Source organism: Bacillus sp. DC4300-2b2 (assembly GCF_049895685.1).
Taxonomy (GTDB): Bacteria; Bacillota; Bacilli; order Bacillales; family Bacillaceae; genus Bacillus; species Bacillus safensis.
Genome location: NZ_JAFCSW010000004.1, coordinates 81,117 through 100,888, shown reverse-complemented (window position 1 = coordinate 100,888; position 19,772 = coordinate 81,117). Strand labels below are relative to the sequence as shown.

The 19,772-nt window shown below is 41.1% G+C and carries 15 protein-coding genes; 3 read left to right on the top strand and 12 right to left on the bottom strand.

The window, feature by feature from the left end; genetic code table 11:
- Window positions 1-11 precede the first annotated feature (11 nt).
- Together ACP69X_RS14560 and ACP69X_RS14555 are read left to right on the top strand one after the other, a co-directional pair.
- The gene (locus tag ACP69X_RS14560) at window positions 12-8,207 is read left to right on the top strand and encodes an amino acid adenylation domain-containing protein (protein ID WP_426052789.1); all 8,196 of its coding nucleotides are present in this window, start codon (window positions 12-14) and stop codon (window positions 8,205-8,207) included.
- Window positions 8,208-8,213: 6 nt separating this feature from the next.
- On the top strand, window positions 8,214-8,954 hold the full coding sequence (locus tag ACP69X_RS14555; RefSeq protein ID WP_073979272.1) for a thioesterase II family protein: 741 nt from the start codon (window positions 8,214-8,216) through the stop codon (window positions 8,952-8,954).
- Between the two features lie 30 nt (window positions 8,955-8,984).
- On the opposite strand, the gene ACP69X_RS14550 is transcribed toward ACP69X_RS14555, so the two are convergent.
- From ACP69X_RS14550 to ACP69X_RS14525, 6 genes are all read right to left on the bottom strand, one after another.
- Window positions 8,985-9,524 (bottom strand): hypothetical protein, encoded by a 540-nt coding sequence (locus ACP69X_RS14550; RefSeq protein WP_218676963.1) that lies wholly within the window; start codon window positions 9,522-9,524, stop codon window positions 8,985-8,987.
- 20 nt (window positions 9,525-9,544) lie between these two features.
- Window positions 9,545-10,078: a stage II sporulation protein M gene (locus ACP69X_RS14545; RefSeq protein WP_411243125.1), complete on the bottom strand. Its 534-nt coding sequence runs from the start codon at window positions 10,076-10,078 to the stop codon at window positions 9,545-9,547.
- Window positions 10,035-10,724 carry an ABC transporter ATP-binding protein gene (locus tag ACP69X_RS14540; RefSeq protein ID WP_269103831.1) on the bottom strand — a complete coding sequence of 230 codons (690 nt, stop codon included), beginning with the start codon at window positions 10,722-10,724 and terminating at the stop codon, window positions 10,035-10,037. Before ACP69X_RS14540 ends, ACP69X_RS14545 begins: the two co-directional genes overlap by 44 nt.
- A gap of 8 nt (window positions 10,725-10,732) precedes the next feature.
- Window positions 10,733-12,157: a hypothetical protein gene (locus ACP69X_RS14535; protein ID WP_426052788.1), complete on the bottom strand. Its 1,425-nt coding sequence runs from the start codon at window positions 12,155-12,157 to the stop codon at window positions 10,733-10,735.
- Between the two features lie 64 nt (window positions 12,158-12,221).
- Window positions 12,222-12,521, bottom strand: coding sequence for a hypothetical protein (locus tag ACP69X_RS14530; RefSeq protein WP_126682192.1), 300 nt, complete (start codon window positions 12,519-12,521; stop codon window positions 12,222-12,224).
- 326 nt (window positions 12,522-12,847) lie between these two features.
- Window positions 12,848-13,762 (bottom strand): DMT family transporter, encoded by a 915-nt coding sequence (locus ACP69X_RS14525; RefSeq protein WP_075610869.1) that lies wholly within the window; start codon window positions 13,760-13,762, stop codon window positions 12,848-12,850.
- Between the two features lie 130 nt (window positions 13,763-13,892).
- Here ACP69X_RS14525 and ACP69X_RS14520 point away from each other — a divergent pair, with 130 nt between their 5' ends.
- Window positions 13,893-15,230, top strand: a complete 1,338-nt coding sequence (locus ACP69X_RS14520; RefSeq protein ID WP_426052787.1) for a PLP-dependent aminotransferase family protein — start codon at window positions 13,893-13,895, stop codon at window positions 15,228-15,230.
- Here ACP69X_RS14520 and ACP69X_RS14515 read toward each other — a convergent pair.
- The 6 genes from ACP69X_RS14515 to tcyA all read right to left on the bottom strand — a co-directional run bounded on the left by ACP69X_RS14515 (window position 15,227) and on the right by tcyA (window position 19,726).
- Window positions 15,227-15,919, bottom strand: a complete 693-nt coding sequence (locus tag ACP69X_RS14515; protein ID WP_075610871.1) for a 4'-phosphopantetheinyl transferase family protein — start codon at window positions 15,917-15,919, stop codon at window positions 15,227-15,229. The two genes, ACP69X_RS14520 and ACP69X_RS14515, sit on opposite strands and share 4 nt — an antisense overlap.
- Window positions 15,920-16,013: 94 nt before the next feature.
- Window positions 16,014-16,613: a hypothetical protein gene (locus tag ACP69X_RS14510; RefSeq protein ID WP_426052786.1), complete on the bottom strand. Its 600-nt coding sequence runs from the start codon at window positions 16,611-16,613 to the stop codon at window positions 16,014-16,016.
- Window positions 16,614-16,686: 73 nt separating this feature from the next.
- Complete coding sequence (locus tag ACP69X_RS14505) at window positions 16,687-17,331, bottom strand: YczE/YyaS/YitT family protein (protein ID WP_041089049.1); 645 nt, start codon at window positions 17,329-17,331, stop codon at window positions 16,687-16,689.
- Between the two features lie 144 nt (window positions 17,332-17,475).
- The gene (locus ACP69X_RS14500) at window positions 17,476-18,219 is read right to left on the bottom strand and encodes an amino acid ABC transporter ATP-binding protein (protein ID WP_041089051.1); all 744 of its coding nucleotides are present in this window, start codon (window positions 18,217-18,219) and stop codon (window positions 17,476-17,478) included.
- A 12-nt stretch (window positions 18,220-18,231) separates the two neighbouring features.
- Window positions 18,232-18,924, bottom strand: coding sequence for an amino acid ABC transporter permease (locus ACP69X_RS14495; RefSeq protein WP_024424286.1), 693 nt, complete (start codon window positions 18,922-18,924; stop codon window positions 18,232-18,234).
- Complete coding sequence (gene tcyA / locus ACP69X_RS14490) at window positions 18,911-19,726, bottom strand: cystine ABC transporter substrate-binding lipoprotein TcyA (RefSeq protein ID WP_426052785.1); 816 nt, start codon at window positions 19,724-19,726, stop codon at window positions 18,911-18,913. The genes ACP69X_RS14495 and tcyA overlap by 14 nt, the downstream gene beginning before the upstream one ends.
- Window positions 19,727-19,772: the final 46 nt, after the last annotated feature.

Below are 19,772 nucleotides of genomic sequence, written 5' to 3'. Positions count from 1 at the left end.
GGAGAAGAACGATGTTAGTGAGTAGACGAAAAGGACATGCAGCAAATCATATCGTCAGAATCAACGGAAAACGGATGGATCTCAAAGCATTAGAGCAAGTCATGATGCTTCATTTTCCGCTTAAGGAATGTGCAATCATTCCAAAGAAAAATCAAGAAGGCAGTCTATCGCTTGTGCTATTTGCACAGGCGAAGGACCCTTCGCTGACAAGGGAGGATCTGATGAAAGGTCCACTTCATCCTCATGAAGTGCCAGCCGCTCTTGTCTTATTACCTTCTTTGCCAAAGACAGAAAGTGGAGCAGTCGACACAGAGGCACTGCTTTCAATTGAAATCATAGATCAAGAGGAATTAAGAAAGATAGAAGAGCGCACCAAAGCTATAGATGGAGTAGAGGCAGCGGCCGCTTTCATTGAAAGTCAGTCAGAAAAACGAACGCCCTATCACTTAGATGATTTGTTTCCTAATCGACAGCGTACTCAAGGAAACGGACCGCTTTCGAAAAATGAAGCGAGCGTGTCAAAGCAATCATCTGTACATGAGAAGCCGCCCGCACTTGTGTATGGCGGAGATGTGATCAAAAAGCCAGGCACACCTGTCACACTGACAGAGGTGCTGATTCGATCAGCTTTTATGTCACCAGACCGCGGGGTGACTTATTTGAAAGAAGGCGGACGTACGTTGACCCAAACCTATCCTGAATTACTAACAAGCGCTGAACGGGTTCTGTCCGGTTTAAGGGCAGCAGGACTGACGAACGGTGATCAAGTGTTACTTCAATTGAAAGATCATCAAGATTTTATCACGGTATTCTGGGGCTGTATTCTCGGAGGAATCATTCCGACCCCGGTCTCTGTGCCGCCTGTTTATGATGAAACGAATCAAGGTGTATATAAGCTGAAGGGCGTGTTTCAGCTGCAAAATGAACCTTTCATTATTACGAATGAAGCAAGCGCTGAGGACATTGCGGGGCTGCGTGAGACATTTGAAGCAAAGACCATGCCTATCTTAACAATTGAAGCATTGCTGGCGTATGAACCAGATGAACAGCATTATGAGCCGGAGCCGGATGAGCCTGTGCTGCAGCTGCTGTCTTCAGGAAGTACGGGTGTACCAAAGTGTATCCGTCATCATCATCAAAGCATTTTATCTAGAATTATGGCTTTTGAGCAGGTAAACGGCTTTACACATGAGGATGTGTCGCTTAACTGGATGCCGCTTGATCATGTTGGTGGAATTGTTATGTTTCATGTACATGACGTCTACCTTGGATGCCAGCAGATTAGTCCATCCATCGATCAATTTATCGAGCGGCCGATGGTGTGGCTCGATTGGGTAGAAACATACGGTGTGACAAGAACATGGGCGCCAAACTTTGCTTTTGCGATGATGAATGAATATGAGGAGGACATTCGTAAAGGGAGCTGGGACCTGTCCACTCTGACTTATATCATGAATGCAGCTGAAGCAGTTGTTCCGAAAGTCACGCAGCGCTTCATGCACATTATGGGGCAGCACGGATTAAGCCGTCATGCGATGGTACCTGCTTACGGTATGTCAGAAACATCCTCAGCCATTGTTCAGTCAAAGAAATTTATGCGGAACAGTGAACAGGATGGACAGCTGACGATTGATCAAAATTCATTAACAAGTGAGATCGAATATGTGACGCACGATCATCCGAACAAGATGACGTTTACAGAAGTCGGCACGCCGATTCCGTCTGTATGGATTCGAATTGTAGATGAGCATCACGAGGTGCTGCCAGAAGATCAGGTTGGGCGCTTGCAGGTGAAGAGTCCAACAATTATGATGGGCTACTATCAAAATGAAGAAGCGAATCAAGAGGTATTTGCAGAAAACGGCTGGTTTCACACGGGGGATTTAGGCTTTATTCACGAAGGGCGTCTCGTTCTGACAGGTCGAGAAAAAGACATCATTGTCATCAACGGCGCTAACTATTTAAATTACGAAATTGAAGCGGTTGTAGAAGAGGTGGACGGGGTTGAAGTCACCTTTGCCGCTGCGTACGGCATTTATAATCCCGAATCAAGCAACGACACGCTTGCTGTCTTTTTTGTCTCACAAAGGGATTCATTAGAGGAACAAATCACGATGATTCAACAGATTAGAGAGGCCATCATTCGAAAAATCGGCATAGAGCCTGATCACATCATTCCGGTGAAAAAAGATCAATTTCCGAAGACGGAGAGTGGGAAAATCCAGCGTGCTCAGCTTGGTGCAGCACTAAAAGATGGAGCCTTCCGTGACATAGAACAGGCACTGGATCTTGCTTCTGAAAATGAACAAACACTCCCAGATTGGTTTTTTAAACGCATTTGGGCTAAGGAGAAAATCGGTCCAGCTCAGCCTTTTGCTGACCATGTACTCGTTTTCGAGGATGAAAAAGGACTTTATCAATCGCTTTACGCCCAATTTGAGCAAAAGAATCAGCCATATATTTCTGTGAGAAAAGGGCATGAATTTTTGCGTCTGTCTAAAGGGATGTATCAGATAAACCCGAGAATCAAGGGGGATTACGTCAGGCTCATTGCAGCACTTGAAGCAGATGAATTAAAGACCGGGCGCATGCTCCATCTGTGGAATGTGTCAGGCAAGGAAGACATCGTTGATCCTGCGCATTTCAAAGAGCTACATGCCAGCACCAATCAATCCATTTTGTACTTGTATCAAGCATTGAGACAAGCAAATAAAGAGCCCATCCGTTTTGTCGTTGTGACAAAAGGTGGTCAATTTGTGCAGCCTGAAGACGATCTTCATGTGGAGAAAACGCCGCTTGTAGGCCTGCTAAAAACCATTCCGCAAGAATGGGAAGGAGCAGAGGTGTCTCATCTTGATATTGAAGCGGAGAATGTAGAACAGGATGCCAAGCATATTGCGGAGGAATTGTCTGCGATTCATATAAAAACAGAGGTGTCTTACCGAAATGGGGACAGGTTCGTACCAAAGCTGGAAAAAGTCAATATGATGGAAGCACCTCAAACAGAAGGGTTTTTAGAATATGAAGGTCTTTATTTATTGACTGGAGGACTTGGCGGGATTGGGTTTGAGCTGTCTAAGCAGATGCTCCAATTTGGCTTAAAGCTCGTCTTGATTGGACGAACATCTCTGGAAGACAGCTTGGAAAAGAAAGAAGCCTTCTCACAGTTAAAAGGTTTTGGTGACGTCATTTATGTCCAAGCGGATGTGACAAACTTATGTGACATCGAACAGGCGATTTATGAAGCAGAAAAGCATTTTGGACAATCGATCCGAGGTGTGCTGCATTTGGCCGGTGCTGGCAATGTGTCTGAGCATTTTCAGCAGGCGGACAAGTATACACTGGCTCATACGACAGAAGAGGATTTCACAAAAGAAATGTCAGGGAAAGCAGACGGAGCATGGGTGCTGCAGGAAGCCTTTAAGTATGATCCGACAGTACCTCTTGTCTTTTTTGGATCGGTCAATGGCTTTTTTGGCGGCACGACATTTGGGGCATACTCTGCGGCCAACAGCTTTTTAGATGGACTCGCGCACGCTCTCACCTTTCAAGAAGGAAGAAGAGCAATCTCTTTGAACTTCAGTATGTGGGATAATCTCGGTTTGTCTAAGGGGCATACCGGAGCAGCTCTCACCGTTCGCAAGGGATTTCAATTGATTGGAAAGAAGCAAGGTCTCCATTCATTATGTCTAGGTGTTCGGCTGAATGAAGCGCATCTATTTATCGGACTGGACGGAGCAAACCCAGACATCGCCGGGTATCTTCAGCCAGCTCCAATACCGGTCTTTGAAAAAAAGCTTTTTTACACTGTTCAGCCTGGCAAAGAAGTGCATGTTGAAGAGATCAAGAGCGTCGCAGAAGGCAAATGGGACATTCAGCAAGTACAGGAAATACCGAAAAAGCAAGATGGCTCAATTGATCATGAAGCTCTCAAATTGAACCATGGCAAAAACGTACAAAGCCTTGAAAAGCAATTGCCAGAAACGAAGACAGAGCAGCTTCTTGCCGTCATATGGGAGGATATTTTAGATGTAGATCGCGTGTACAAAGAGGATCAATTCTTCGATCTTGGCGGACATTCACTAAAGGCGACTCAAACCATTTCTCGGATCAATCATGAATTTTCAATGAAGGCGCCTTTAAAAATATTATTTGAAAGCAAACATTTGGCACATTTGGCGCAAATGATTGATGACATCAAAGGGGCGCCAGCCGTTCAGGAAGCCAAAATTCCAAAGCTTGAAAAGAAAACAAGCTATGAGCTGTCACATGCCCAGAAGCGCATTTGGTTCTTATCCACATTAGAAAAGAGCCATCATTACAATATATTAGGTGCTTGGAAGCTGACAGGATCATTACACATTCAAGCATTAACAAAAGCGATTGGCCTTTTAACAAAGCGGCATGAAGCACTTCGGGCAACATTCGAATCACTTGGCGGCAAGCCGGTCCAACTCATTCGAGAAGACCTTCCGCCATCTGTGACTGTGGCAAATTTCTCGTTATTTAATGAAAAAACAAGAGCGAGAAGACTGAAGCAGCTCATTCAGCAAGAGGCAGAACGCGTCTATGATTTAAAAAGAGGCCCTCTTGCGCAGTGGACGATAGTAGATATGGGGAAGGAGGAGTATTATCTCCTTTGCGCGCAGCATCACATCATTTCAGATGCATGGTCACTCAGCCTGCTCATTCAGGAATTAGAAGTGGCATATGACGCACTGCTTGCAGATGAAACGCCGCAGCTCCCAGCCTTAGAAATCGAATGGACAGATTATGTACATTGGGAAAATGAACAATTAAAGCATCATCAAGCAGACAAAACCTATTGGCTCAATACGTTACAAGGTGAACTTCCAGTGCTGGATCTGCCGTTTGACCGCCCTCGTCCGCCGGTTCAAACATTTAACGGTGCTACAGAGCAAATCGTATTGGATGAACCGCTTATCCGCCGCTTGCAGGCTTTGTCCAAGCAGCAGGGCACGACACTGTTCATGACGATGCTGTCTGCGTACTACGTCCTGCTTCACAAGCTGTCCGGACAGACAGATATCATTGTTGGATCGCCTATTGCAGGCCGGGATGCCAAGCAATCAGAGCAGCTCGTTGGGATGTTTGTGAATACACTTGCGCTGAGACAGGACGTCTCAACAGCAGAGACGTTCGCCGATCTCTTGGAAAACGTGAAAGAGATGACATTAAAAGCGTTTGAGCATCAGCATTATCCATTTGATAAGCTTGTCGATGACCTTTCGTTAGATCGAGATTTAAGCCGGTCACCTATTTTTCAGGCGGCCATGGGGTATGTCACCAATTCGCTTGATATAAGCCTTAAAGGGCTGACAAGTGAACATGTGATGGTCCATCATACAGTATCTAAATTTGATCTCACCCTGCATGTATTTGAACAGGAAGAGAAGCTGTCGATTCATGTGGAATACAATACGGATTTATTTGATCAAGAGACCATCCATCGTTATATGAACTATTATCTCCATGTGCTAGACGGCATGACGGCTCAGCCTGAGCGTACATTTGCTGATTATTGCTTAATGGACAAAGCGGAACAGGCGGCCATGATTATAGGGAAAAATCAAACGGATACGCCTTATCCAAAGCGTACGCTTCAAGAATTGTTTGAAGAACAGGTGCAGCGTGATCCGCATCGTATTGCCTTGTCCTATATGGATGAGCATATGACGTATGAAGCCTTAGATAAGAAGGCGACAAAGCTTGCTGCTTACTTGCAGTCAAAAGGAATTGGACCAGGCTCCCTTGTCCCGATGCTTTTTGATCGCTCCTTTGACATGATTGTGTCGGTCCTAGGAATCATCAAATCTGGTGCTGCATATGTTCCGATGTCACCTGAATATCCTGATGCACGCATCCGTCTCATCGTTCGTGATACGCAAAGCGATGTGATCATCACCCAGTCTCATTTTGCAGACCGTCTAGTAGACTTTACATGTACAAAGATTGTCATGGACAAGCCAATACCAGAAACAAATGCAGTGTATCAAAGAGAATCATCGATCATAGGTGAAGACCAGATAGCCTATGTTAATTACACATCAGGCTCAACAGGTACACCAAAAGGCGTGATGCTTCCTCATGCAGGAGTTGTCCGCTTGGTTAGAGAAACAAATTATATAGAGCTCGGTCCAGATGACAAAATGCTTCAGCTCTCAAACTATGCTTTTGATGCCTTTACATTTGAATTATGGGGAATGCTGCTGAATGGCGGTCAGCTGATTCTGCTCCCAAAATATGCAGCACTGAATATGGACGAATTAACACAGTTCATCAAAACACATCAAGTAACAGCCAACTGTCTGCCAACCGCTTTATTTAATCGATTGGTGGAGCATGATCCAAAAAGTGTGGCAGGCTACCGCACATTACTCGTTGGCGGGGAAGCCATGTCTAGTGAGCATGCACGAAAGGCACTGCCGCATATGGAAGGTGTGCTCATCAATGCTTACGGTCCAACAGAAAACACGACCTTAGCCACAACACATCAAGTCACACACGTGCCAGCAGGCGCAAAATCAGTTCCAATTGGTGTGCCGGTGTCGAACTCAACTGTTGTCATACTGGACGATGCGCTCAACCCAGTACCAGCAGGCGTCAAAGGAGAACTTTATATCGGTGGAACTGGCCTTGCTAAAGGCTACCTTCATGATCCAGAGCGGACAAAGGAGCGGTTTATTGACAATCCTTTTCCTGAACTAAAGGGAAACAAGCTGTATCGTTCAGGCGACCTTGGTACATGGCGGTCAGATGGCACCATTGAATACCTCGGCCGAAAAGATCATCTAGTGAAAATTAGAGGCTACCGAATTGAATGCGGGGAAATTGAGACAGCACTGCTCAAGCATCCACAAGTCAAAGAATGTACAGTCATCGCCAAAACGTATGGCAGCTCAAAACGACTGGCAGCCTACCTTGTGACAAACGGAGACAATCCTGTTCCGGGCTGGAAAGCCTTTTTGCAGGAAAGCCTGCCAGGCTATATGATTCCAAGTTACTTTGTCGTACTGGATGAAATGCCGGTGACAACGAACGGGAAGGTTGATCAAAAAGCACTGCCAGAGCCAACAGAAGCAATCTCCCTTTCCCATGATGACGACAAACCGGTCACCGAAACGGAGGAGCGGATTGTCGCAGCTTTCAAGGAAGTGCTTGGTGTGAAGCAAGTAGGTATGCATGACTCCTTCTTTGATCTGGGCGGCGATTCCATTATGAGTATTCAGGCTGTCGCCAAATTAAAAGAAAAAGGTGTTCGTGTTGATCCAAAATGGATTTTCATGCACCCTGCGCCTGCGCAATTAGCCGCACATTTGGACGGAGTACCAGAAGCCGCAGAGAACGTCGAAAGGTCTCCGAAGGACTACGTAATCGAGCTGAAAAAAGGCGATCCAGCCGAACCAAGAATATTCTTTGCACCGCCTGCTGGTGGAACGGTGATGGGCTATATTGATGTTGCTAAGCTCATGACACATCAAGGTGCTGTGTACGCCTTGCAGTCTCCTGGCCTATATGAGGATGAAGAGCCGCAATTTCTCCATTACACGGAGCTTGTGACCCTTTTTATTGAAGCTATTGAAACGTTCTACCGTCCGGGCATTGACTATCTTGCAGGGCATTCAATGGGCGGGCATCTTGCCTACGGAATGAATCAGCGGCTCTCTCATGCAGGAAAAGCACCGAAAGGACTCATCATTTTAGATACGGTGCCAGTGCTAAGAGATGAGGCAGATCAGGCACTTCATGCCGATATGAACGAAGAAGAAGTGAAAATGCTCGCACTTGTCCTTGGAATGGGGAATCTGGTCGGCATTCAGCCAGAAGCTTTACAAGGATTGAGCTTCCAGGAAGTGAAGCAGAAAATACTCAAAGAGGCAGAAAAGGATGAAGTTGTTCATCAATTCATGAATGATCAATATTTAGATAAATATTTGCAAATGCAAACGCATAATACGATCATGTCACAAGCCATTGAATTAGAAAAAGAACCATTCCCTGTGCCATTTTATATTGTCCAAAGCAGTGATCACGCAAGCGATTTCCAGAAGAAGTTTTCAGACTGGGAGGCTTATACGAAAGGGTCGTGCTCGTATTACCACATCAAAGGCGACCATGTCACCATGATGAAAAAACCGCAGGCAGATGAACTGGCACGGATTCTTCAAACGATTATAAAGGGGTAAAGACGTATGAATCAGTTATTTAAAACCTTTGAAAAAAAATCAGATTTCATTCAGCTTATTTGTTTTCCTTTTGCCGGCGGATATTCCGCCTCATACCGTCCACTCTTTGAACAGCTAAAAGACATGGCCGAAGTCACAGCAGCAGAGCCTCCAGGGCACGGCACCAATCTCATGCCGCTTGAAACAAGCATTGACAGGCTGGCAGAGCTGTATAAAGAGGGGCTCACGGACAAATTGAACCGCCCATTTATTCTGTTCGGACATTCAATGGGAGGACTTGTGGTATACAGACTAACCCAGCTGCTAGAAAAAGAAGGGATCTATCCGGCAGCAGTGGTGATCTCAGCCATTCAGCCCCCGCAAACAAAACGACAGATGCTGACGCATTTATCCAATGAAGAATTTGTACAGCATATTGCCGAAATGGGCGGGATTCCAAAGGAATTATTAGAGAACAAACCAATGATGGATTACTTTACACCATCCTTGCGTGCAGATTACAGGGCACTAGAAACCTTTCAGCACACAGATCAATCGATTATCGACACACCTGTTTATTTATTCAATGGAAAGCAAGATGAGAAATGCATGAAGGATGCAAGCGGCTGGCTAAAATGGGCAAAAACCATCGAACGCACCGATTTCGATGGAGGCCACATGTACATCAACACACATCCCGAGCCATTTGCAGAGCAGATGAGACATGTGATTGAGCTTGCAGCCAGGCAACAATTGATCAAGAATTAAGAAAAAACGACCCATCAATAGGGTCGTTTTTTACTGAGGAATAATACTTGAAAACGCTGATATAGCTAATGAAAATAAGAATAATAAAACGAATGGGATGTAAAATTTATAACTTCTATTTTCTTGATCTTTTAAGTAAGAATAGCACCACACACTAAATGCGACTATAACGAAAATGTTGATGTTCCATAAAAATGGAAGTGTAATCGTGCGTTCAGCATTAGATACCTTTAACAGGTATAAAATAATAACAATCAAGTTGCCTAGTAAAATGTAATAGTAAGCTAATATCCCCTTTTTAAAAATACTTTTAAAGGAATCTTTTACTCCGAAAATAATAAAACTTAAAAAAATGACTAATGAAAAAAATAAAACTTCAATCATTGGCTTGAATATTTCTCCAATCACAGCAAGTGAAATACCTATCCACTTACTAACTTCAATTAAATCTTGATTCCCATCATGTTGTAGCTCTAATAGATTTTTATTTATTTCACCCATTTTTAATATAGAAAGGATGAAAGCTATTATACCAGAAAGCATACATACTAATAAAATGTGTTTTTTCATAATAGCACCCTTTAACAATATCAAATTTTTATAAAATAAAATTCAATCATCGAAGCAATAAATAATAAGAAAACCCCGGTTATAAGCTGACTAGCATAGATTTTCCCTTTTGTTTTAAATGAAATTTTGTTTTTAGATATGATATATCCTGTAATCTGTCTTGATATATCAAAAGAGACAAAATAAAAAAGGAACAAACCGACAATCTCCATCGGAGCGTGGAAAATAATATAGTATAATGCTATATCAATTCCATATATATAGGTATACGATATAAAAAATGCACCTAAGAAAAAACCATTTAGAAAAATAATAATGCTAGATAACAAACCTAAACTAACAATGCCAGATATTAATATTAGGAGTGACACAAAAAGGTTATTAAAAAAAATTTCTAGATAGCTATGAATCTCAATGTTGTTTTTCAAATCTATACTATCTATAAATGTTGAAGCAAAAATACTTAAACTAAAACCTCCTAAAAATAATATGATAAAAACTGAAAAATTTTTAAGATAATTTTTCAAAAAATTTCTTTTCGAGTTGATCTTCATGAAAAGTCACTCCTGAAGATTTTTTTTCTGAGTGAATGATACTACCATTATCAATAAAAAGGATTTCATCACATAAGTCTGCAGCAAATTGAATGATATGTGTGGAGAGCAAAATGATTTTGTTTGCATCTCTGAAATTTCTTAAATGTTTTTTCATGTCAGCCATGTTTGTAGGATCTAGACCTGTAAATGGCTCATCTAATAAAATAATGTTTGGATGATGTAATATTGTTAAAATAAAAGACATTCTTTGTCTCATACCTCTTGAAAGAGCAGAGGAACGGCGGTGAATTTGTTCTTCTAATCCATATTTGCTCAATAAATCCTTGATATGTTCATTTTCTAAAGGTTGTTCTACAAGCATAGATTGATATTTTACAAGTTCAAAACAGGTTAAGTTCTCAAATAGAGTTGGATCGTCTTCCATATATCCGACAGAAGAAAAATTTTGCTTACTATGATTTATTAATATTTGACCTTCATCAGGGTTTATCAATCCAGCTACCATTTCTAAAATAGTCGTTTTTCCAGCACCATTTTTACCTAATAGTCCGATAATTCTACCCTCTTGGAAATGCATCTCAGGGATCATAACTTTAAAGTTAGACTCTTTGTACTCTTTAATTAGACCATGAATTGATAACATACAATCCCTCACTCAAATAATGTTTTAAATGATTTGTAATTTTTGTTGATTGTTCTATCCCAAAATTTAATCATTAAAAATAAAATGATGAATGAACAAGCAGCCATAATAGAATTTGTTAAAATGAAATATACTGTGCTATATGAGGAAATCACTGATAAAGCTAGAATGAAACCATAACAAATATTTAAAGTCAATTTACTAAGAGAACTTGGAACTTGATAAACAAATTCCCAATTAAAATAAGGAAATACAACAGTAGAACCGACAGTACAAATACCGACGAGAATACAAGTGTTTATTAAAGTAATCATCACGTAAAAAGGCTGATCTAGTTTTAATACAAAGCTTGAAAAAATGATATATAAAATACAAAAAAACAAGTGTAATATAATAGATAAAATAATCTTGTTTTTAATTTTATTTTTCACTAAGTTAGGTAAATTCTGTTTTAAAGGAAGAATGGGGCCATCAATATCAAAAGAGACATATGGTTGTATTGCGTTCGATATAATAATCATTGGAAAAATCACACTAAAAATAAATAAAAAATCATTTTCTATATTCAATGTTTCAAGTTGATTTGTATTAACACCATAAAGAATTAGACCAAACAACCCCCCAGATATTGTTAATATAAATAATAATACTGACCATTGTATAGGAGGATTTCTCATGAGAAGTGTAATTTCATAAAATAAAATATGATTAAACTCTCTAGATGTTCTTTTTCGTTTTTCTTTTAATTCTTTTTGGGAATTAAAAATTGGTACATTACGAACATTTTTCTTCCAATTCATCAATAACAATAAGCTAATAAATGTGAAGGTTAAAATAAAATATATTGAATAACTAGATAAAGAATTTGTTAATAAATTGAATCTAAATACAGTGAAAACCCACAGTGCAATGAGGCCAGTAGTTATATAACCAATACTCGATGAAATTGAGAAAAACTTTGGGTTAGAAAGTAGCAACAAGACATGTAATCTAAGTAAGTAACCTATAATAAAAGACGAGGCTGCCAAAGCAGCGATTGTAAAAGATCCCTCATACCCATTTATAATTAAATTTGCTAAGTAAGACCCTAAAATGAAGAATAATACACCCACAATAGTACTGAAAAACTTACTCATATCTTTACTGAAGATATATTGATCTAGATGAACTTTTAAAATAGCCATCTGTTTTTTATCAGTAGAGAAAAGTATTCTCATCAAACTTTTATCAATATTAACTGTAAACATAAATATAAACAGCGATAAATAGATTATTGTTAAATCCTTAACGAAAAAAGGAGTTAATATACCTAGTAATAGCGGTGTTATTATGTATAAGAAAGCAAAAAACACAAAAATGAGAGCATTATTTCGTTGGTGTCTTCTTAGATCATTGATTAACAACATTTTTGTATATGTTAAATATTTATGCATTTACAACACTTCCATTTTAAAGGTGTATAGAGAAGGCTGTTACACCTTCTCTATTAAATCTTTTTTAGAAAGAAATAGCGTATTTCACTCCGTATTTTCTAGCATAACTAATGACCAGAGAAGCAATAGCACCAAGTCCAAAAGTACCTAAGACAGCAGCAACAGCACCCACTGTACCTGCTGCATTTAGAATTGCACTAACAGAAGTTATAGCCCAGCCAGGTATTTGAGGATAGTTTGCTACTAGATTTGCAAAAGGTGTAACTGGTTCAAGAGTCAATAAAATCATAGTTGTTAAAGTTAGAGTGAAAATAAGACTCAAGCCTACAAGTGCAAAAAATCTATTTTTTAAACTCAATTCCATAATTAACACCCCCTCCCTTGCTTATATGCCCATATTATACAAAAAAAGGATATTAAATAAATGGGTTTTTTATACTGTATTTTATTTCTCTGCAACGAAAGATTTAGTATTATTTTGATGAAATATGAGGAAAGGTAGTAAAATTACTCGAGAATTAATAGCTTATAAATCGTATTTTTTATATTGATAATGACATTACTTCAGTAACTAGCTATGAAATACAAGATAAAATCACTAAATATAATTGGACGAAAAAGCTTATACAAGACAATAAACAATTAATAAGACATAAGAAAAGCGGCTCTCTTTATAGAGGCCGCTTTTTCTTATGAATGCTGTTTCTTTACCACATTTCCGCCAATCACTCCGCCAATGACCAGCACCCCTCCGAGGAAATGATACCAATCAATCGTTTCGTGTAAAATGAGAACCCCGGCGGCGACCGTGATAAACGCGGATAAATTGTTAAAGATGCTGACCTTTGCCGCTTCTAGATGCGAGAGTGCATAGTTTGATAAATACGCCGTGAGAAGCGATGAAAGAATACCTAAAAAGAGCATCGACCATACAAAGGACGCTTCTGTAAATGGGCTGAAAAACTCCGGCAATGAGCCATTGATCGAATGCCGGATAAGCGCAGCGGCATTGAAAAAGACAAAGCCAAAGAAGGTCATCACAAAGGTGAGTTCGATCACATGGAATCGTTTTGTAATCACTCTAGCAAACACACTATATGCACTGGATGACAAGGCTGAAAGTAAAATCAGCACATAGCCGATGAAGTGAGAATGCTGGACATCAATTCCCTTCATGACAAAGAGAAGCATCACCCCGCACACAGAAAGAAGGGTAAACAGCACTTGTATCCATGTCGCACGTTCCTTTAAAAACCAGGCTGCCAGCAGCATCGTTAAAATGGGAATCGTCGCTTGAATGATGCCAGCCTCTGAAGAAGATGTATACATCAAACCCCACACTTGAAAAGCAAAGAACAAAACAGGATAAAGCAAGGAAAACGGTACGATGTATATGAGATCACGCCATTGAATGGATATGCGATTCTTCTTTCGTAAAAATGGATACAGCAATAGAGCGGCTGCAAAGGAAACAGTAAAGCGGTGTGCCAATAAATCGATTGGGTTTGCTGATTCTAATGCTATTTTGACAAACAAAAAGGAAAAACCAATGATAGAGGCGTATGCGATCGCGGCAGCATACGCTTTTTGTTTTGAAATATTCATAACGTGACTCCTTACATGAGCATGCATGCTTCAAATGAATTGACCGGTTCTGTTCTTTTATCGTAATCGGATCATCTAACGTGTACAATAAGAGAACATGATATCTGTACCGGTACAAGGAGGAAAAGGCGTGAGGAAATATGATCAGCTTGTCTTGAGTTTAAAAGAAAAAATGGATTCAGGGGAGTACAGCGCTGGAATGAAAATTCCCTCCATTCGCCACTTAGCGGCTCAATATGCAGTGAGTAAAAGCACTGTCATCAAAGCGCTAGACACATTGGAGCGTGAACATCTGTTGTATTCTGTAGAAAGAAGCGGCTATTATGTCGTGAAAACGAAGCAATCAGCAGGTAAGCAGGATGGCACATGGATTGATTTTGCTTCCTCTGCACCTGATCCCGTTGTGTTTCCGTATGTCGATTTTCAGCACTGCATCAACCAAGCGATCGATTTGTATCAAAACGACTTATTTATTTACGGCACAGCCAACGGTTTACCATCCCTGCTGCCAGTCATTTCAAAGCGATTAATGGATTATCAAGTGTTTGCTCATCCAGAACAGATCGTCATGACCTCTGGTATTCAGCTCGCGTTATCCATTTTAAGCACCATCCCTTTTCCGAATGGAAAACAAACCATACTAGTCGAACAGCCGGGTTATCACTTATATATCCAATATTTAGAGAAAAACCAATTGCCTGTGCGCGGAATTCAGCGGACGGAAAAAGGGATCGATCTTATCGAATTAGAGCGTATCTTTCGAGAAGAGGAGATTCGTTTTTTCTATACGATGCCACGATTTCAAAACCCGCTTGGAACGAGTTTATCAAAGCAAGAAAAAAGAGCGATAGCAGCCCTTGCTGAGAAATATGATGTCTACATTGTTGAGGATGATTATATAGCAGATTTAGAATTCGACACAAAAAGAGACCCGATTTATTCATACGATCAGGCAGGAAAGGTTATTTATTTGAAAAGCTTTTCGAAAATCATTTTTCCGGGGCTGCGAACAGGAGCGGTCGTCTTACCAGAAGAACTGATTACTCCTTTTAGCGAACACAAACGGCTCATTGATATCGACAGCTCCATGCTGTCCCAGGCAGCTTTAGAAATATATTTAAAAAGCGGGATGTTTGAGCGGCATAGAGACAGAATGCGGGCGAGCTATCGAAACCGCTCCAAGCAGCTCGTGGCAAGTTTAAAAAATGATCAGAGCGCTTATCAGCTGGGAGAACAGGAGCCAGCTACCCATACACATATACGTGTCGACCGGTCGATTCCAATGAACCAGCTCATTCAGCAGCTGAAAAAGGCATCTATTTCCATTCAACCAATTGACCGCCATTACTTGCAGACTTATCAAAAGGACCCGATTCTTCAGCTGAACATCTGGCAGGTGAAAGAAGAGCAGATCACACGCGGAGTCGATCTATTAAAGACGATATTTCAGCAAATTACGCGTTATTAAAGGCGGGACAGTACATCACTGCAAGTGAGTCTCTCAACGCTATCAGCCGCAGCAGACTTTCGTGTGCATACCGCCATTTGGTAGGCAGGATCAATTGAATATGTTTGAACAAAGCAAGGCGTTTCATGATCAGGTAATGTCAATGCAGCCTGTCCATCCTCTGAAAGACGGGCTGTAAAGGACGAAAGACCATAGGATAATCCCTTTCCAGTCAGTTTGATAAAGGCCTCCTTCATTGACCATAGATGAAAGAAATAGGCCTCCTGCCGCTCTGCCGGTTGTGAGAGTAAATCCTGATACTCATCCGCTGAAAAAAATCGCTTGGCAATCGCCAGATCAATAGGTTTGATTTCCTCAATATCAATGCCAACAGGTGCATCATCTACTGCGCAAACGACCCAATCGCCAGAATGAGAAAGATTAAAATGAAAAGAAGGAATATGCCGGACGACAGGCTTGCCATTTCCCTCAGTTTCAAAAAGGATCTGATCCATAGGTAGATCGTACATATCATGAATCGTTTGACGAACCAGCACCTCACCTAACAAGGTTCTTCTTGCATCGATCAAAAAACGAAAGCGTTCAGCCGCTGCACGCTTTTCAGATGACACAAAGGATTTCAAACGCTCTATTTGTTGTTGTGAATTGATTTCATCTAAGTGTTGTAATTGGATAGCAAATAACTTCATAACGAACCTCTAATTTTTTACATTCATTGTACCATTGGAGAGTGACGTGCAAAAGGGTCCATTAACGTAAAAAAGACAGCGAGCCTCGCTGCTTTTACGTCTGTTTCATAATGTGTACACCATTCGGATCAATTGTCTCCATTTTATCAATATCCGTCACGACTACGTCGAGTAGGGAAAGACGTTCTCCTCTTTGCCAGTGAATGAGCTGATTCAAAGGTGATAGCAGCTGATCGACTTTAGGCGTCTGCGACAAATCAGCAGCAGCAATTGTCATAGCATGCAGCGCATCGTTTCCAGTTTCAATGACATCTGTACGCCGTTGTAATTCAATCCTTAAACGAAGAGGTGTCGAAAGAAACGTTCTCCGTTCCCCTTCTTGGACAGGCCAGTTGAATTCTTTAGCTTGTGCAAGCAGCTGATCATATTCTTCGTTTGAGACAAGAAAGCCGATGTGATCAAACAAGACTTTTTTACTATATCCGAATGTAATATTGATCTGACCTTTTCTCATTTCGATGATTCGAAAGGTCGGCTGCTTATCTCTAAAATCATCCCATGAGAGCGGGGGATGAAAGGAACCATCCTTTGTGAAACGTCCTTTTACCTCAAAGCCCAGCGAACGATATGTTTGTTCGGTCTCTTCAACAAAAGGTGTCCAGTAATGATAGTGGAAAAGCTGCAAAGGTCTCATCTCCTGTGTGTGAATATTCTGTTTATTTATTTTAGCACAAGAAAAGCCATTCTGTTTATAGAATGGCTTGTTATCATCTAGTCAGGGTTTGAACAGGTTTTTCGGCTGTTTTAGTAATAAGCAGCTGCAGGAGCCGTGTTGATTGCGGCAAGGAAAAACGAAGGACAAGACCTGTGAAGATCGCAGTCAAAATCGTTCCAATGCCAATCGGTCCGCCGAGCATCCATGCAAATAAAAGCACTGTTAACTCAATGCCATTTCGAACCCACTGTACGTTCAGTCCCGTTTTCGCTGAGATGAGCAGCATTAATGAATCCCTTGGCCCAGCGCCAAGATTGGCTGAGACATAAATGCCAACACCGTATCCAGAAACTACAACACCCGTAATAAATACATATAAAGCCGGTAAATACCCATGTGGTGCAGGTAATATCGCATTAAAGAAATCAATAAACACACCAATCAGCACCATATTCAGTAAAGCGCCGATCTTTGGAAATGATTTCGTGAAAATAGAAGTCAGTGTCACAATAAGTGCACCGATGATAATGGACCATTGCCCAATTGTGAGTCCAAAATGCTGAAACAGTCCGTAGTGGAAAGCGTCCCAAGGACCAATCCCAAGGATCTTCCCTTTCACTGTCAGCGATAGTCCAAAAGCTAGTACGATCAATCCAACAAAATAAAAAAACCAACGTAAAAGATGTTCCCGCTTCAAAAGCATTCCCTTCTTTCTTAAACACTCGATTTCCATCGTAACATACTCTCACACCCCTTTAAATGGCTTTGCTCAATTGTAATCGCTTACTTTTAAAAAGATGAAAAAAGGCTGTCCTCACCACGTGAGAACAGCCTTTTTTCATCATACTGGATTCAAAATCCGGTTTAAGAATTGTTTTGTCCGTTCTTCCTTTGGTCGTTTGAAGATTTCTTCCGGAGGACCTTGTTCGACGATGACGCCGCCATCAATAAAAATCACTTCGTCTGCTACTTCTTGGGCAAACTTGATTTCATGTGTGACAACCGCCATGGTCCAGCCTTCCTTCGCTAGATCCTTCATGACCTTTAAAACTTCCCCGACAAGCTCAGGGTCAAGCGCAGAGGTAGGTTCATCAAAAAGCATAAGCTCTGGCTGAATGGCAAGTGCACGGGCAATCCCGACACGCTGCTTTTGACCGCCTGAGAGCTGAAATGGATACAGGTCTTTTTTATCCTCAAGACCGACCTTTTGCAAGAGCTGAATGGCTTCTTTTCGAACCATTTCCTTTGGACGGCGCTGCACCTGGACAGGACCTTCCATTACATTTTCAAGCACTGTACGGTGAGGAAACAGGTGATAATCCTGAAACACCATTCCTGATTTACGGCGTAGCTTCAGCAGATCAGCTGATTTATTTTTTTTCGAAAAATCAATCGAGAAATCATCGAAGGTAAAGGAGCCGCCATTTGGTATTTCAAGTGCATTTAAACAGCGAAGCATCGTTGTTTTCCCAGAACCAGATGGACCGAGAATGGCCACAACCTGCCCTTTGTTGATCGAAAAATCAATCGACTTTAAAATCTCATTTTCACCAAAGGATTTCTTGAGACCTTTGACTGTTAGCATGTCGTTCCCTCCTTACCTTGCGACATATCGATCAAGTCGTTTTTCAATTTGATGCTGAACGAGCGATAGAATGAAGCAGAATACCCAATAGATGAGGGCTGCTTCCATATAAATAAACAAGATCTGATCCAAGTTCGCCGCAGCAATCTCCTGTGATTTACGGAACATCTCTGCCACGAGAATTTGGGAGGCAAGGGATGTATCCTTCACCAAACTAATGAATGAATTAGACAGTGGTGGAATCGATACACGCACAGCCTGCGGTAAAATCACGCGGACGAGCGTTTTGCGATGTGTCATCCCAATGGAATAACCTGCTTCCCATTGTCCTTTTGGAACAGACAGGACGGATGCACGGATAATTTCCGACGCATACGCACCTACGTTTAAGGAAAAAGCAATAATGGCACTTGGATATGGATCCAGTGTGATATTAAATGTCGGAAAGAAATAGAAAATAATAAACAATTGCACAAAAAGCGGCGTTCCGCGAACGGCCGACACATAGATGGAGAAAATCCATCTGAGGGCTTTAATTTTAGACATTCTCGCAAGAGCTGTCACAAGCGCGATAAAAATACCAATAATAAAGGCAATGATGGCGAGGGGAATTGTATAATAAATCCCCTGCATCACCATTGGCCAAAAAGATTGCTGAAGAAGATCCCAAGGAATGACGACTCCTAGGATGTTATTTTGTAACATCTTCACCAAACCATTTCTTAGAAATCTTAGCGAGTGTACCGTCTTTTTTCATTTCTTTTAATGCGCCATTCACTTTGTCAACGACTTCGCCGCTGCCTTTTCTGAATGCGAAATAAGTTTCTTGAGGATCTCCTGTTTCAAATGCAACTTTTAGGTTTTTGTTACCGCTTGTTTTCAAGTAATTCAATACAGCCAATTTGTCATTGAACGTCAAATCAGCACGTCCTTGCTGAATCAATTGAATGGATTGTGCAAGACCTTCAACGCCTTCGATCTTAGCACCAGCATCTGTTGCTAGTTTGTTGTAGTTACTTGTTAACGATTGTGCTGCTTTTTTACCTTTAACATCAGATAGTTTCTTGATGTCGTTGTTATCTGATTTTGTCACAACAATAGCTTGAGATGTCGTGTATTTATCAGAGAAATCGTATTGATTTTCACGGCCAGTTTTCCCAACTTGGTTCGCTACCACGTCAAAACGTTTTGCATTCAGTCCAGCAAACATACTGTCCCATTGTGTTTCTTTGAATTCAGGTTTTAAGTCAAGGCGTTTTGCTACTTCAGTGATGACTTCTACATCGTAGCCAGTTAATTTATCTGTCCTTTTGTCATGGAAAGTGAAAGGAGCATAAGTACCCTCAGTTCCAATGGTTAATACACCTTTATCCTGAATGGATTTCCAAAGGTCTCCTGATTCCTTAGACCCAGATTGTTTATTCGCGTTGTCGCTTGCACCAGATCCACATGCCGTGATCAATGCAACACAAGCGCCTAAAATAATGGCAAAGAACATTTTTTTCATTTTATTCCCCACTTTTCTTGTTGGTATTTACAACATATGATCTTAC

What these genes read in the sequence shown, in the direction of transcription:
- ACP69X_RS14530 (WP_126682192.1), bottom strand. Translation starts at nt 12,521, where the DNA reads ATGGAATTGAGTTTAAAAAATAGATTTTTTGCACTTGTAGGCTTGAGT.
- ACP69X_RS14535 (WP_426052788.1), bottom strand. Translation starts at nt 12,157, where the DNA reads ATGCATAAATATTTAACATATACAAAAATGTTGTTAATCAATGATCTA.
- ACP69X_RS14540 (WP_269103831.1), bottom strand. Translation starts at nt 10,724, where the DNA reads ATGTTATCAATTCATGGTCTAATTAAAGAGTACAAAGAGTCTAACTTT.
- ACP69X_RS14560 (WP_426052789.1), top strand. Translation starts at nt 12, where the DNA reads ATGTTAGTGAGTAGACGAAAAGGACATGCAGCAAATCATATCGTCAGA.
- ACP69X_RS14495 (WP_024424286.1), bottom strand. Translation starts at nt 18,924, where the DNA reads ATGTTACAAAATAACATCCTAGGAGTCGTCATTCCTTGGGATCTTCTT.
- ACP69X_RS14545 (WP_411243125.1), bottom strand. Translation starts at nt 10,078, where the DNA reads ATGAAGATCAACTCGAAAAGAAATTTTTTGAAAAATTATCTTAAAAAT.
- ACP69X_RS14515 (WP_075610871.1), bottom strand. Translation starts at nt 15,919, where the DNA reads ATGAAGTTATTTGCTATCCAATTACAACACTTAGATGAAATCAATTCA.
- ACP69X_RS14555 (WP_073979272.1), top strand. Translation starts at nt 8,214, where the DNA reads ATGAATCAGTTATTTAAAACCTTTGAAAAAAAATCAGATTTCATTCAG.
- ACP69X_RS14500 (WP_041089051.1), bottom strand. Translation starts at nt 18,219, where the DNA reads ATGCTAACAGTCAAAGGTCTCAAGAAATCCTTTGGTGAAAATGAGATT.
- ACP69X_RS14525 (WP_075610869.1), bottom strand. Translation starts at nt 13,762, where the DNA reads ATGAATATTTCAAAACAAAAAGCGTATGCTGCCGCGATCGCATACGCC.
- ACP69X_RS14550 (WP_218676963.1), bottom strand. Translation starts at nt 9,524, where the DNA reads ATGAAAAAACACATTTTATTAGTATGTATGCTTTCTGGTATAATAGCT.
- tcyA (WP_426052785.1), bottom strand. Translation starts at nt 19,726, where the DNA reads ATGAAAAAAATGTTCTTTGCCATTATTTTAGGCGCTTGTGTTGCATTG.
- ACP69X_RS14510 (WP_426052786.1), bottom strand. Translation starts at nt 16,613, where the DNA reads ATGAGACCTTTGCAGCTTTTCCACTATCATTACTGGACACCTTTTGTT.